This is a genomic window from Neorhizobium sp. AL 9.2.2, from assembly GCF_013317225.1.
GTDB classification, from domain to species: domain Bacteria; phylum Pseudomonadota; class Alphaproteobacteria; order Rhizobiales; family Rhizobiaceae; genus Neorhizobium; species Neorhizobium soli.
Map to the genome: position 1 here is coordinate 415,276 of NZ_JAALXU010000007.1, position 13,039 is coordinate 428,314.

12 protein-coding genes and 1 tRNA gene are annotated in these 13,039 nt (G+C 59.8%); 6 read left to right on the forward strand and 7 right to left on the reverse strand.

Translation table 11 applies throughout. From position 1 onward, the window contains the following. The first annotated feature begins 8 nt into the window (after positions 1-8). Positions 9-1,004, forward strand: coding sequence for an ABC transporter permease (locus tag G6K99_RS16870; RefSeq protein WP_113111650.1), 996 nt, complete (start codon positions 9-11; stop codon positions 1,002-1,004). Then, entirely contained in the window at positions 1,001-1,771 is a 771-nt protein-coding gene (locus G6K99_RS16875) for an SDR family oxidoreductase (protein WP_174197220.1), read from the forward strand. The genes G6K99_RS16870 and G6K99_RS16875 overlap by 4 nt, the downstream gene beginning before the upstream one ends. Positions 1,772-1,823: 52 nt before the next feature. On the opposite strand, the gene G6K99_RS16880 is transcribed toward G6K99_RS16875, so the two are convergent. From G6K99_RS16880 to G6K99_RS16900, 5 genes are all read right to left on the reverse strand, one after another. Continuing rightward, positions 1,824-2,831: an ABC transporter permease gene (locus G6K99_RS16880; protein ID WP_174197221.1), complete on the reverse strand. Its 1,008-nt coding sequence runs from the start codon at positions 2,829-2,831 to the stop codon at positions 1,824-1,826. A 9-nt stretch (positions 2,832-2,840) separates the two neighbouring features. Beyond that, the gene (locus G6K99_RS16885) at positions 2,841-4,340 is read right to left on the reverse strand and encodes a sugar ABC transporter ATP-binding protein (protein ID WP_174197222.1); all 1,500 of its coding nucleotides are present in this window, start codon (positions 4,338-4,340) and stop codon (positions 2,841-2,843) included. Between the two features lie 75 nt (positions 4,341-4,415). Continuing rightward, the gene (locus G6K99_RS16890; protein ID WP_092660899.1) at positions 4,416-5,363 is read right to left on the reverse strand and encodes a sugar-binding protein; all 948 of its coding nucleotides are present in this window, start codon (positions 5,361-5,363) and stop codon (positions 4,416-4,418) included. A 126-nt stretch (positions 5,364-5,489) separates the two neighbouring features. After that, positions 5,490-6,482, reverse strand: a complete 993-nt coding sequence (locus tag G6K99_RS16895; RefSeq protein WP_202048835.1) for a sugar-binding protein — start codon at positions 6,480-6,482, stop codon at positions 5,490-5,492. Positions 6,483-6,523: 41 nt separating this feature from the next. Beyond that, positions 6,524-7,504 (reverse strand): NAD(P)-dependent oxidoreductase, encoded by a 981-nt coding sequence (locus G6K99_RS16900; RefSeq protein ID WP_174197223.1) that lies wholly within the window; start codon positions 7,502-7,504, stop codon positions 6,524-6,526. A 120-nt stretch (positions 7,505-7,624) separates the two neighbouring features. On the opposite strand from G6K99_RS16900, the gene G6K99_RS16905 reads away from it, so the two are divergent. The 3 genes from G6K99_RS16905 to G6K99_RS16915 are packed head-to-tail and all read left to right on the forward strand — an operon-like array spanning position 7,625 to position 10,455. Continuing rightward, positions 7,625-8,395 carry an ATP-binding cassette domain-containing protein gene (locus G6K99_RS16905; RefSeq protein WP_371816223.1) on the forward strand — a complete coding sequence of 257 codons (771 nt, stop codon included), beginning with the start codon at positions 7,625-7,627 and terminating at the stop codon, positions 8,393-8,395. A 12-nt stretch (positions 8,396-8,407) separates the two neighbouring features. After that, entirely contained in the window at positions 8,408-9,397 is a 990-nt protein-coding gene (locus tag G6K99_RS16910; RefSeq protein WP_092659134.1) for an ABC transporter permease, read from the forward strand. Positions 9,398-9,432: 35 nt separating this feature from the next. Next, a complete protein-coding gene (locus G6K99_RS16915) occupies positions 9,433-10,455 on the forward strand; it encodes a LacI family DNA-binding transcriptional regulator (protein ID WP_244631509.1) in 1,023 nt (340 codons plus the stop codon). Between the two features lie 70 nt (positions 10,456-10,525). On the opposite strand, the gene G6K99_RS16920 is transcribed toward G6K99_RS16915, so the two are convergent. Then, entirely contained in the window at positions 10,526-11,437 is a 912-nt protein-coding gene (locus tag G6K99_RS16920; protein ID WP_174197225.1) for a hydrogen peroxide-inducible genes activator, read from the reverse strand. Between the two features lie 311 nt (positions 11,438-11,748). On the opposite strand from G6K99_RS16920, the gene G6K99_RS16925 reads away from it, so the two are divergent. Continuing rightward, positions 11,749-12,738, forward strand: a complete 990-nt coding sequence (locus G6K99_RS16925) for a TerC family protein (RefSeq protein ID WP_174197226.1) — start codon at positions 11,749-11,751, stop codon at positions 12,736-12,738. A gap of 203 nt (positions 12,739-12,941) precedes the next feature. Here G6K99_RS16925 and G6K99_RS16930 read toward each other — a convergent pair. Beyond that, positions 12,942-13,018 (reverse strand) — tRNA-Met (locus tag G6K99_RS16930). Between the last annotated feature and the right edge of the window lie 21 nt (positions 13,019-13,039).

The window sequence follows — 13,039 nt, forward strand, 5'->3', positions numbered from 1 at the left end:
TTTGCCGCATGACGCCCCGTACGCGCAAAAGTCTAGAATCTGTACTCGATAACCTCGTCTGGTTCATGCTCATCGTTGTGCTTGTCCTGTTTTCGGCCCTGATCCCGAACTATTTCCAGATCGGCATTTTCACAAACATCATCGAAGCGTCGAGCGTGCTGGGCGTGATGTCGATCGGCCTGGCTTTGGTGATCATCGCCGGCCATATGGACCTTTCGGTAGAATCCGTTGCCGCTTTGGCCGCCATGGCGGTCGGCATCCTTTTCTGCTCGGCAGGGATCGGCATGGGGATGAAGCTCTCACCGCAATGGCTGATGATCCCAGCGTCACTGCTCGTTGCCTGCGGGATCGGCGCATTGATCGGTCTCTTCAACGGCTTCCTTGTCGTGAAACTGAAGATGAGCGCCTTCATCATCACGCTTGCCTCCTTCATTTGGGTGCGCGGCATCGTGCTGGCGGTTTCCGGCGGACGCTCCGCCCAGGATCTGGATCCGGCCATCCGCTGGTTCGCTATTGAGCGTGTGGCTGGCATTCCGCTGTCAGCCTGGATTGCGATTGCCTGTTTCGTGGTCTTTTCGGTGCTGATGGCCAGGACGCCATTCGGCCGGCACCTGGTAATGATCGGCGGGAACGAGACCGCCGCTTACCGCGCCGGCATTCGCGTCACCCGCAACCTGATCATCGCCTTTGTACTGGCAGGCGCCATCGCCGGCCTGGCTGGATGGCTGCTTGCCATACGCACATCAGGCGCCACAGCAAACCTCGGCGTTGGGCTGCTGTTCAACGCCTTTGCGGCAGTCGTCATCGGTGGTGTCAGCCTCAAGGGCGGTGTCGGTGCGCTGCCCGGCGTCTACGCCGGAGTGCTGCTCCTCTCGTCCATCAACACCGCCATCAACCTGATGGGCCTGCCGGCAAACTATACCCAGGTCATCCACGGCTTCCTGGTGCTTGCAGCGGTTCTACTCGATACGTTCAAACAAAGGCTCCGCCAGAGGCTCGCATGACAGACAGATTGAAAGACAAGGTGGCGCTGATCATCGGCGCATCGCGCGGCATCGGCAAGGCAATCGCCGTCCGCTTCCAGGAGGAAGGCGCAAAGCTGGTGCTGGCTGATTCCGAGGCCGACGACGGCAAGGCGGCAGCCGATGATCTCGGCATCGACTTCGTCCGCACCGACATCTCGAAGATGGAAGACGCCGTTGCTGCGGTCGAGTTCACACTCGAACGTCACGGGCGGCTCGACATCATCGTCCAGAACGCCGGCATCTATCCGTGGCAGCTCATCGAGAATACGTCTCCGGAAGACTGGGACAGCGTGATGGGGGTCAATCTGCGTGGATGCTTCAACGCCGCACGCGCCGCGCTGACGCCGATGAAAAAGCAGGGCTCGGGGCGTATCCTGTTTACGTCATCCATCACCGGCCCGCATGTTACAAGCCCGGGCCACGGCCACTACGCGGCGAGCAAGGCTGGCATCAACGGCTTCATTCGCTCAGCGGCGCTGGAGTTCTCGTCCTACGGCATCAATGTCAATGGCGTCGAGCCCGGCAACATATTGACGGAAGCGATCCAGCTGCATCGTAGCGCCGCCTTCATCAAGAACATGGAGGACGCAATTCCGCTCGCCCGCCTCGGCTCGCCGCGCGACGTTGCCAATGCCTTCCTGTTTCTCGCCTCCGACGATGCGAGCTATGTGACCGGCACCACCATCGTCGTCGATGGCGGGCAACTCCTGCCGGAAGGCGCGGACTTCAGGCTCCTGCCATCCTGATCATTTCCAACATCCGGGACCAGCTCTGTGTCGATCGTCGACGACCTATCCGTCATCCGTTTGCCGACGGGATGCGGGAAACCTCGGCCAAGGCAGAGCGGGTCGCCTGATGATGTCGCCTTTGCCGATAGGCATGGAACTGCGTATCGGCAATGACGCCCACCAGGATGACCGCACCCATGACCGCGAAATTGAGCGACGAGGGAATGCCGAGCAGGTTGACGAGGTTCTGGAGGACCTGAAGCAACACAACCCCGAGCACCACCCCAACGATCGAGCCTTCCCCACCCCGCAGGGAAAATCCGCCGAGGACCGCAGCCGCGATGGCATAGAGCTCGTAGAAATTCCCATGCGACGAGGGCTGGACGGACTTGGTGTACATGGCGAAGAAAATGGCCGAGACGCCTGTCAGAAAGGCACAGAGAACATAGGCCGTGACGATCACGCGCTTTGTATTGATCCCGCAATAACGAGCCGCCTCCTCGTTCTTTCCGACGGCCAGAAGATGCCGTCCGAAAACGGTTCGGTGCAGGAGAAACCATGCAAGCACCGCAAACACAGCAAAAGCCATGACGGAATGGGGAACGCCCGCTGTTCGCCCGACGAACAGATATTCGAGCATGGGAAGATCCGTCCCGAAGGTAAAGCCGGCCGTCCCGTCTCTGGTATAGAAACGCGCTATGCCTCGGTAGATCAGCAGACCGCACAGTGTGACGACGAAGGGCTGCAGCTTGAGCCGTGTAATGAGCCAGCCATGCAGCAATCCGATCACCACCGACAGGACCAGCACGATCGCAAAGGCGACAGGCCAGGGAACACCATGGGAGGCAATCAGGTCGATAAAGATGACGCCGAGAAGGGCGATGACGGAGCCGATCGAAAGCTCGATCCCTGCGGTGACGATGACGAAGGCCTCGGCAATCGAAAACAGCCCGAACAGTCCAATCAGATTGGCTGTGTTGGCAAGATTGACCGGTGAAATGAAACGCGGATTGACCAGTGTCACGATGGCGCCCACGGTCAGAACGAGGACGCCAAGGCCGATGTCTTTCTTGTGCATGCCAATCTCCTATCCGACCGCCAGACTGAGGATCGCTTCTTCGGACAGATCCGCCCGCGACAGGATGCCGGCAATGGCCCCGCGCCGCATCACCGCCACGCGGGTCGAGACGCCGATGACTTCTTCCATATCGGACGAGATCATCAGCACCGCGGCTCCGCCTTCCGCGAGATCGCGCATGAGGCGGTAAACCTCAGCCTTTGCTCCGACATCGATGCCTCTCGTCGGCTCGTCGAGAATGATGAGCCTGGGATCGAGCCCGAGCCACTTTGCCAGAACGACCTTCTGCTGGTTGCCGCCCGACAATTCGCTGACCGCACGGTCGAGCCGCGGCGCACGGATCGATAGCCGGCTGCGGGATCGATCAGCGATCTTCATTTCGGCCCTGCGATCGACGAAGCCAGCGGTCGCGATCGCCGAAAGGTTCGGCATCACCACGTTTTCGGAAAGCGAGAAGTCGAGGAACAGTCCCTCACCCTTGCGGTCTTCCGGCACCAAACAGATGCCGGCGGCGATTGCTGCAGGCACCGATCCGGATGCGACCGGCTTGTCGTTCATCTCGACACGGCCACCCTGGACGGGATCGATGCCAAAGATCGCACGCGCAAGTTCCGTCCGGCCTGCGCCGACCAAACCGGCAAGCCCGAGAATTTCACCGCCTCGAACCTCGATATCGACCGGGGCCTGCGGATAGGCTTCGGTTCTGAGATTTCGTGTCCGAAGCACGACCGGCCCCTGCCTTACATGCGGGGGCGTGTAGAATTGCGTCACATCGCGGCCGATCATCAATCGCACCATGGCATCTCGATTGATGTTGCCGCTTTGGAGCTCCCCGGCATTTCGACCGTCCCTGAGCCCAACCACCCGGTCTGCGACGGCTTCGACTTCGGCAAGGCGATGGGTAATAAACAGGATGGCCACTCCATCTGCCCGCAACCGGCGCACCACATCGAGCAACCGTTGGGTTTCCGCAAGCGTGAGGCTCGATGTCGGTTCGTCGAGGATCAGAAGGCGGACATTGGTCGAGAGCGCCTTGGCGATTTCCATCAGCTGCTGGTCCGCCAGCGAAAGCTCCGAAGCCTGGGTGGATGGCTGAAAGCGAGCGCCCAGCATGTCGAGAAGTGGTTTCACCCGCTCGGCCATGGCCGCATGGTCGATAAAACCGAAGCGGCGGCTGCGCGGCTCACGGCCCATGAGAACGTTGCCCGCCACATCGAGATTGAAAAACGGGTTCAGCTCCTGGTGCACGAATGCGATGCCACGGGCCAGGGCCTCGGCGGGTGTCAGATGGGACGCCGTCTTCCCATCGATGACGATCTCACCTTCATCGGGCACGATCGTGCCCCCAAGCACCTTCATGAGCGTGGATTTTCCGGCACCGTTTTCGCCGATCAACCCGACAACTTCACCGCCCCGGATGCCGAGCGACACCTGATTGAGCGCCACAGCGCTTGGATAGAACTTGGTGATGCCGATGAGATCAAGAGATATGCGGGCGGCAGCTGTCATCTGGCGTGAACCTCGAATGCGTTGAGGGCCAGCGCGCAGCCCGAAAGATCCGCGCTGGCCGCGTCAAAGCGCGTATTACCCGCCCATCCGCGCCTTGAGCTGCTTCTCGAACGCATCGACATTCGCCTTGTCGATGACTTTGGTCGGCACGATGATCAATCCATCTGCCGGCACTTTCGACTTGTCGCCCTTCAGGTACGCCGCCATCAGCTTCATCCCCTGGTAGCCCCATTGATAGGGGTCCTGAACGACCGTGCCTGCAAACTCGCCTTGCCGCACGGCTCCGAGCGTGATCGGATCTTCATCGAAAGCGATCACCGTGATGTTCCCGAGCTTTCCGGCCGCTTTCAACGCTTCATAGATCTTTGGTGGATTGTAGGAATAAAAGCCCACCATGCAGGTAATGTCCGGATTTGCCGCGAGGACATCGTCGACATTGGACCGTGCGCGGGCAAAATCGACGTCATCGCCTCGCACATCGACGAGTTCGATTGACTTGCCCTTCACGGCCTGGCGAAAACCGTCGATCCGCTCCCTGGCGTTATCAGCGCCAAGAAAGCCGACAAAACCCATACATTTACCACCTTTGGGGAGCGCCTTGACCGCAATCTCCCCCGCCTGGATACCGGCCTGGGTGTTGGACGAACCCAGATAGGCGATGCGCTTCGACTGCGGCGCATCGCTGTCCGTCGTGAAGAGCGGAACCTGAGCTGCGATGCGGTTGAAGGCATCGACGGAATTCTTCGGGTCAGCCGACGAGATCATGATTGCGTCGGTCCCCGCAGCCACAAGGTCATCCATCAGGGCGTTCTGAAGTGCGGCCGTGCCCTGCGTGGGATAACGGAACTGCAACTCGAAATCCGGAAGCTCGGTCTGCGCCGCCTTGACCCCGGCCTCGGCCAGCTTCCAGAAATCGGAAGCGGCATTGACGACGAAGGCGAGTGCCTTTTTCTCTGCGGCGACCGCTGGCATAGCCACCATGGTCGCCATGGCCACTAGGGCCGTGATCGTAATCCTTTTCATCTTGTCCTCCCGCAACCCACTCCTCCAGGGCTGCTCCAGGTTGAAGGGCGACAACCGAGCCATGCAAAGCCTACGCCCGGTTATCGGGTCCGTTTCAGCGTCTGCGCCATGGGCGCCACGGCGCCGTCAGTTGGTCTTGCAGAAACCGGGATCTTCGGCGTTGCAGATGTCGAGGCCAGTAAACAGCGGATCATCCACCTTCTCGCCTTTGATCAGCTTAATCATCACGTCGGGTGCCTTGTAGCCCATCTCGAAGGGCCGCTGACCGACCTGCGCATGGCTGCGGCCCTCACGAAAGGCCTGGGTCTGCGGTGGCAGCGTATCCCCCGCCACGATCACCAGTTCCTTCGACTTCAGCTTGCTCATGACCTGGTCGGTGACCTGGGTATAGGCCTGTGGCGCGAACTGTGCCCACCCGCCGATCAGGATAAAGGCATCGAGCTTGGGATGGGCTGTAAAGACATCCGACATCTGCTGATTGGCTAGGTCCGCCTGGTCGTTGGTATAGACGGGGCATCCCTCGATTTCAGTCCAGCCGTTCTGTCCGCTCAGCCGCTTCACGTCCTTGGCTCCCGCAATCGTGTCACGGAAACCCTGGGCACGCGCATTGATGTTGGCGGCACCAACATTGCCGAGTTGCAGACACACCGTGCCACCCTTCGCCTTCAGCTTCTTCGTCTGCTCGGCCATCTTCACACCCATCAGATAATTGTCGGTGCCGAGATAGGTCTTGCGCAGATCATGGTCTTTCTCGAGGAAGTCCGCATCGACGGTCATGACGGGAATTTGCGGCGCGATCTGGCGCACGCGGTTCGCCATGGCCGGCGCGTTCGACGGCGAGATTGCAATCGCTGCAACACCGCGCGTCAGCAGATCGTCGACAATCTGGACCTCACCCGCTTCGTCGGCCGAAGAGGCCGGTCCCGTATAGAGGCACTCGTATTGGCTCTTCGGATTTTCCGACAGCCACTTCTTGCAGCCCAGATTGATCTGTTCGAAGAACGGATTGTCGAGCCCTTTGACGACGATGGCGAGTGTCTTTTTGCTCTCCGCAGCGCTCTCGCCGGCCAGCAACATGAGAATAGGTATTGCAGTGAATGCCAAATATCTTGTTTTCATTGCCTTTCTCCTCCTCTAAATCGCCGGCGAAACCCTCCTGCTCAGCCGGGATACCAAATGATGCGCGGATCATTTCCTGCACGCCTGTAGCTCCAGGCACGCTCGACAAGTCCTTCGACATCGATTTCCGGTTGCCAGCCGAGAACCATCCGGGCCTTTGAATTGTCGAGCCAGTTGCTGTGAAACGGTGTCGGGATGTCGCGGCGCTGCCGATCGCCGGAAGCCTCCAGGATATCGGCCAGCGCGCCGTAGTCGACCGGCTGGTCCATGGCGACGTTGAACAGCTCTCCATACGCGGCCGGATTGTCCAGCGCGGCGATCATCGCGTTGACGAGATCATCGACATGAAGAAAGCTGCGCTTGAGATAGGCGCCGCGACCATCCCGCATGGCAGGTACGGCCCGGTTCTTCCTGAGCGCGTCGAGATCATCCGCTCCCATCATCGCCGACCACGGCGGCCCGCCGAACTGATCAGGACCGACCTCCATTGCGTAGCGGAAGTCGTCCTTTTCCATGATCCACGGCGCGCGAAGCGTGGTCCAGTTGAGACCCTCCTGGATCCCGAACTGTTCCACCATGGTTTCTTCCAGCACCTTGGTCAGGGCATAGACACCGCGATAGGCTCGCCTCGGCGACTGCTCCGTGATCGGTGCGCTGTAACCATGAAAAATGTGCCCAACGACACAATCGCCGCTCAGCAGCATGAACTGCTGTTTCGCAGCCGAACGGCTGAAACCCTCCAGCAGGAGGTAGAGCCCCTTGAGAGCAACATCGATGGCCTGATCGGGCGTCTCTTTCACGGCAGCCAGGTGCAGCACATGCGTCACACCTTCGAGCGCCTTCCCGACAATCTGCGGATCTGCCATGGACCCCTTCACGACGGAGACACGGGGACCGGGTTCCAGAGCCCGGTTGTTGCAGAGCGCGACGACATTCCATTTCGCAAAGCGCGGATTGGAAAGGAAGGCGGGAAGGAAGGCTTGGCCCACCTTTCCGGTGGCGCCCGTCACGAGCAACCGCATCACCGCCCCCTTTTCGCTTTCAGGTTGAATAATTAATATTTGGTTATAATATTAAGTCAAGCATTATTGATACCGGTTTACGAGCCGGCAACCTGCAGGCTATGGTGCCAACAGAATGCCATCGTGGGATCAGCCGAGGGAGGGCGGAGCGTGTCACGGCTTTCATTACATTCAATTTCAAAGAGTTACGGCGCAATACAGGCGCTGTCGCGTGTCAGTGTCACCGTCGAACCAGGGGAGGTTCTGGGACTGATGGGGGACAACGGCGCCGGCAAGACGACGCTTGTCAAAATTATCGCCGGCAACTTCCCACCATCGACAGGAGAGATCCGCGTTGATGACCAACCGGTGACCTTTCACAACCCACGCGACGCACAGCGACACGGCATCGAGGTCGTCTATCAGGACCTTGCGCTGTGCGACAATCTCTCGGCTGCCTCCAATGTCTTCCTGGGGCGAGAGACCATGCGCAGCCTCGGGCCGCTGCGCTACATCGACTATGCCAAGATGAACCGCGTCGCAGCGGAGCTGTTCCGGCAACTGAAATCGGAAACGAGACCACGCGATTTGGTGCGCCGCATGTCCGGTGGCCAGCGCCAGGCGGTTGCGATCGCCCGTACGCTGCTATCCGAGCCCAAGATCGTCATCATGGACGAGCCGACCGCTGCAATCTCCGTCCGCCAGGTGGCCGAGGTTCTCGATGTCATTCGCAGGCTGCGTGATCACGGCATCAGCGTCATTCTCATCAGCCACCGCATGCCCGACGTCTTCGGTGTTTCGGACAAGATTGCGGTGCTGCGGCGCGGCGAACTCGTCGCCAGCAAACGCGCCGATCAGTCGTCGCCCGAAGAAGTGACAGGATTGATCACCGGCGCCATCGAAGCCGCTTGAAAGGAGATCGCCATGACCACATTGGATGACGTGATTGCCCGTAGCGAGCATCGAAGCTGGATCTCACGCGTATCGAGCCGGCAGCTGTTCTGGGTCTTTATCGCTGCGGTCCTTGCCTGCCTCGCGCTCAGCATTCTAACGGACAGCTTTGCAACGGAGCGCAATCTCTTCAATGTTGCGCGCAACTTCGCCTTCGTCGGAATCATCGCGATCGGAATGACGACCGTAATCGCCTCGGGCGGCATCGATCTGTCGGTCGGCTCAACCGTCGTGTTGAGTGCCATGGTGATCAGCGTCACCATGGAGGGTGGCATGCCCTTCCTCCTCGCATTTCCTCTTGCGCTGCTTGCAGCCCTCCTTGTGGGCGTACTGAACGGCGTGCTTGTCGCCTATGCCGGAATGCCACCCTTCGTCGTCACCTTGGGCACTCTTTCGGCCGCTCGGTCCCTGGCCATGGTCCTGTCGGACAACAAGATGATCTGGAATTTCGGCCCCGACCACGACCTGCTGATCTGGGTCGGCGGCGGCTCGACGCTGGGCATACCCCACCCCCTGTACGTCCTCGCTGCACTAGCCCTTGTAATGTCGCTGGTCTTCAGGTGGACCCGATGGGGGCAGCATCTGCTTGCGATCGGCAGCAATGAGAACGCCGCCATCCTGACAGGCATCCCCGTGCGGCGCATGAAGGTGAGTATCTATGGCGTGTCGGCTCTCACCGCCGGGCTCGCCGGCGTTCTGATGGCTGGATGGCTCGGCAGCGTGACCACCAATCTCGGCCAAGGCATGGAGCTGACGGTGATTGCCGCGGCCGTCATCGGTGGTGCCAATCTGGCCGGTGGCGAAGGCAATGCGCTCGGTGCGGTCGTTGGAGCACTGTTGATAGAAGTTATTCGCAACTCTCTGATCCTGCTCGGCATCTCGACATTCTGGCAAGGAATGTTCATAGGTACCTTCATTGTGGTTGCCGTAGCCTTCGACCGTGTCCGGCACTTTCGATCCTGACACGGCACCATCCCCCGGAAACCACGGTGTCCGACATGGAGAATGCCTTGAAACCGACGATGATGGACGTGGCCGCGCTGGCAGGCGTATCTCAGGCGACCGTTTCCCTCATTCTCAATGGCAGTTCCGGCGCCCGGTTCACCGAAGCCACCCGCAAGCGGGTCTTCGACGCGGCGGATCAGTTGGGCTATCGTCTCGCGAACAAGTCATCAGCCAGTTCCGGACCCGGCAGTGCGCCCGCCAACAAGATAATCGTTTTTGCCGTCGACGAACTGACCACCGATCCATGGATGGCCCTTGCCTATGAAGGTGCCCGCGAAAAGGCACTCGAACTCGGGATTATCGTCACACTTGGCGTCTTCCGCAAAGGCGAGGACCCGGATGGCGGCATCTTTTCGATCTGTGACGGACAGGCACTTATCGGCTACATTTTCGGCACTATTTTGACCCGCAAGATCGATCCGCCGGAACCGCTTCTGAAGGTCCCCTCTGTGCTGGTCAACTGCTACGATCAAGAGCGTCGGCTTCCGTCCATCCTGCCGGGAGACGTCGCCGGCGGCCGGGCGGCGACGGAACGGCTGATCAGCGCCGGGCGCAAGCGGATAGCCCTGATCAACGGCCAGGAAGGTCTCGACAATCCGCGCGACCGCTTGCGCGGATACAAGCAGGCTCTTGCCAGCAACGATCTCTCCTACGACCCCGACCTCGTGCACTATGGCAACTGGGAACCGCCGTCCGGATACGAAAAGACGCATGCGCTGATGAAGCTGAAGGATCCCCCGGACGGGATATTCTGCGCGAACGACCTCATGGCGCTCGGCTGTATCGAAGCGCTGAACGAACTCGGCAAGTCTGTCCCGGAGGATGTCTCCGTCGTCGGCTTCGACAACAGAGACATTGCCCAGTTCACGATGCCGCCGCTGACAACCTTCCATCTCCCGATGTTCGAGATGGGCGTAATGGCCGTCGAGCTGCTTTCCGATATGGCTGGCGGGCTGACCAGCAATCACGACCAGCTGAAGGTGGAGTGCCGACTGGTCGCGCGCAGTTCTGCCTGAGCTTAAACTGGCTGCTGCAAGGTTCGCGGCCAATGGAATGACTTGCTGAGCAGAAAGGACCGCCGGCGCGTCAGCCGATCCCGAGCTCCAATGCAGCGTCTGTCGCCCTTCTGGCAAGTTCCTGAAAATGCGCCACCCGGCCGCTGGTTGACCTGAAATAGACGCCGACCTGACGGGTCTCACTCCAGCCCTCGATTTCCAGGAGATGAACGTCTTCTGCGTTGCGGAACTCCGCCTGCGCGTAGAGTTCGGGAAACAGCGAGCAGCCCATGCCGATCGACACCATTTGTCTGATCGCGTCCAGGCTGGTACCGGCATAGTCGTCAATGACAGTCGCGCCGCACGCATTCGCCAGTCGCTGAACGCTCTCGAGCAACTGGTGTCCGCTTCCAAGCGCCAGCAGACGCTCGCCACTCAGATCTCGAACAGAGACCAACTGTCTTTTCGCGAGCCGATGATCAGCGGGAACACCCAGAAACAGCCTCTCCTTCCCGATCGGCACGAACGTCAGGGACCGCTCACCGAACAAGGGGCCGAGGCCGCAGTCGAGCAATCCTTCCGCAACAGCGGTTTCGATCGCCGAAGGACGATCTTCGACGATGTAGATCTTCAGATCGGGGTATTTTTCATGCAGGGACGGTAGGAACCTGGGCAGGAAATACGGCCCGAAAGTCGGCGGCGTGCCGAGCCTGATGACGCCGCCAAGCGCTGCGCTGTGCTTTGCGACGGTCTCGAGCAGATCGCCCACTGCGGCAAGCGCCACGCGGGCACCATGCACAAAACGTTCCCCGACCGGCGTGAGGAGAACCGTTGCCGACATCCGCTCGAACAGCTGGACTCCCAGATTTTCTTCCACGATCCCCACTTGGACGGAGAGTGTTGGTTGCGAGACATGGCATTGCTTCGCGGCCTTTCCGAAATGACCGCATTCAGCAAGCGCGACGACGTATTCGAGTTGGCGAAGACTGGGGCGAAACGGCATGCTCAATAGTCGATCACTATCGAGACGATTTCAACAATCAATTGGCGCAATGACGATGGGATCGCCAGTTCAGTCTTTGATCAAAGAGAAGGTCGAAGATGGAACTGGCTTTGACCTCGAAAGGCCATCGCGGCGCCCCGACTGAAACGCGGAAGCCCTCTTGATCACGATCCAGTTCCATCTGCTACCGCGGGTCCTGCGCCCGCGGTTTACTCCTTGTGCCCCTGTCCGGGCCCCTCTGGCGAGAGCTGCCGGTCCTCTCGCGATGTCGGACGCCGCATCCACCGTGAACGACCGGCTGGAGTGTTCACATGGACTTTGCATTCTTCTTCGCAGACTGGCTCGGCAAGCCCGTCTGGATGTGGCTCGGTTTCCTTTCGATCGTGGTTTCCCTTTTGGCCTTGGACCTCGGCGTTCTTCACCGCGACAACCGCGAGATTGGTGTCCGCGAGAGCCTGATCCTGTCTTCGATGTATATCGCGCTCGGTCTTGCGTTCGGCGGCTGGATCTGGTGGCAGCTCGGCGACGAGCAGGGGATGAACTACCTGACGGGCTTCGTGGTCGAGAAAACGCTGGCGCTGGACAACGTCTTCGTCATCGCGCTCATCTTCTCTTTCTTCGCAGTGCCGCGCAAATACCAGCACCGCGTCCTCTTTTGGGGCGTGCTGGGTGTGATCGTTCTGCGCGCCATCATGATCGGACTTGGCGCGACGCTGGTTTCGAACTTTTCATGGGTCCTCTATCTCTTTGCCGCCTTCCTCGTCATCACCGGCATCAAAATGCTGTTGATCGGCGACAAGGAACCCGAGATCGGCAACAATCCCATTGTCGGCTTCATGCGGCGCAGGTTTAACGTCACGGAAGAGCATCACGGTCAGGATTTCTTCGTCAAGAAGCCCCATCCCACGACCGGCAAACTGGTCTGGTTCATGACGCCGCTGTTCATGGCGCTCGTCATGGTCGAAATCGCCGACGTGATCTTCGCGGTCGACTCCGTCCCTGCGATCTTTGCGATCACGACCGATCCGTTCATCGTCTACACGTCGAATGTGTTCGCGATCCTTGGTCTGCGCGCACTGTATTTCGCACTCGCCGCGATGATCCATCGCTTTCGATATCTGAAGCCGGCGCTCGCAATCGTGCTGATCTTCATCGGCTCGAAAATCTTCGTCGCTGACCTCCTGGGTCTCGAAAAGTTTCCCGCTTCACTCTCGCTCAGTATCACCTTCGCCATCATCGCCTCGGGCGTTATCTGGAGCTTGGTGAAGACACGCGATACACGTGCCGGCAATACGGTCTAAGGGGCGGGACTGTTAGCCACAACACGCCCCAGCCTTGCAAGGCATCAATCGAGACAGCCGGAACGCTGGTAACAGCCCGATCGCATCCGGCGTCACCCGTCTTTGGCGGACACGGCGTATCGGCCGTCGATGCGGTTCGGTCAGGCTACAAACGCAAAACACCCGCAGCTTATGGCTACGGGTGTTTTTCGATAATGATGATTTGGTTGCGGGGGCAGGATTTGAACCTGCGGCCTTCAGGTTATGAGCCTGACGAGCTACCGGGCTGCTCCACCCCGCGCCAAGCGAATTTGGCGTTGCC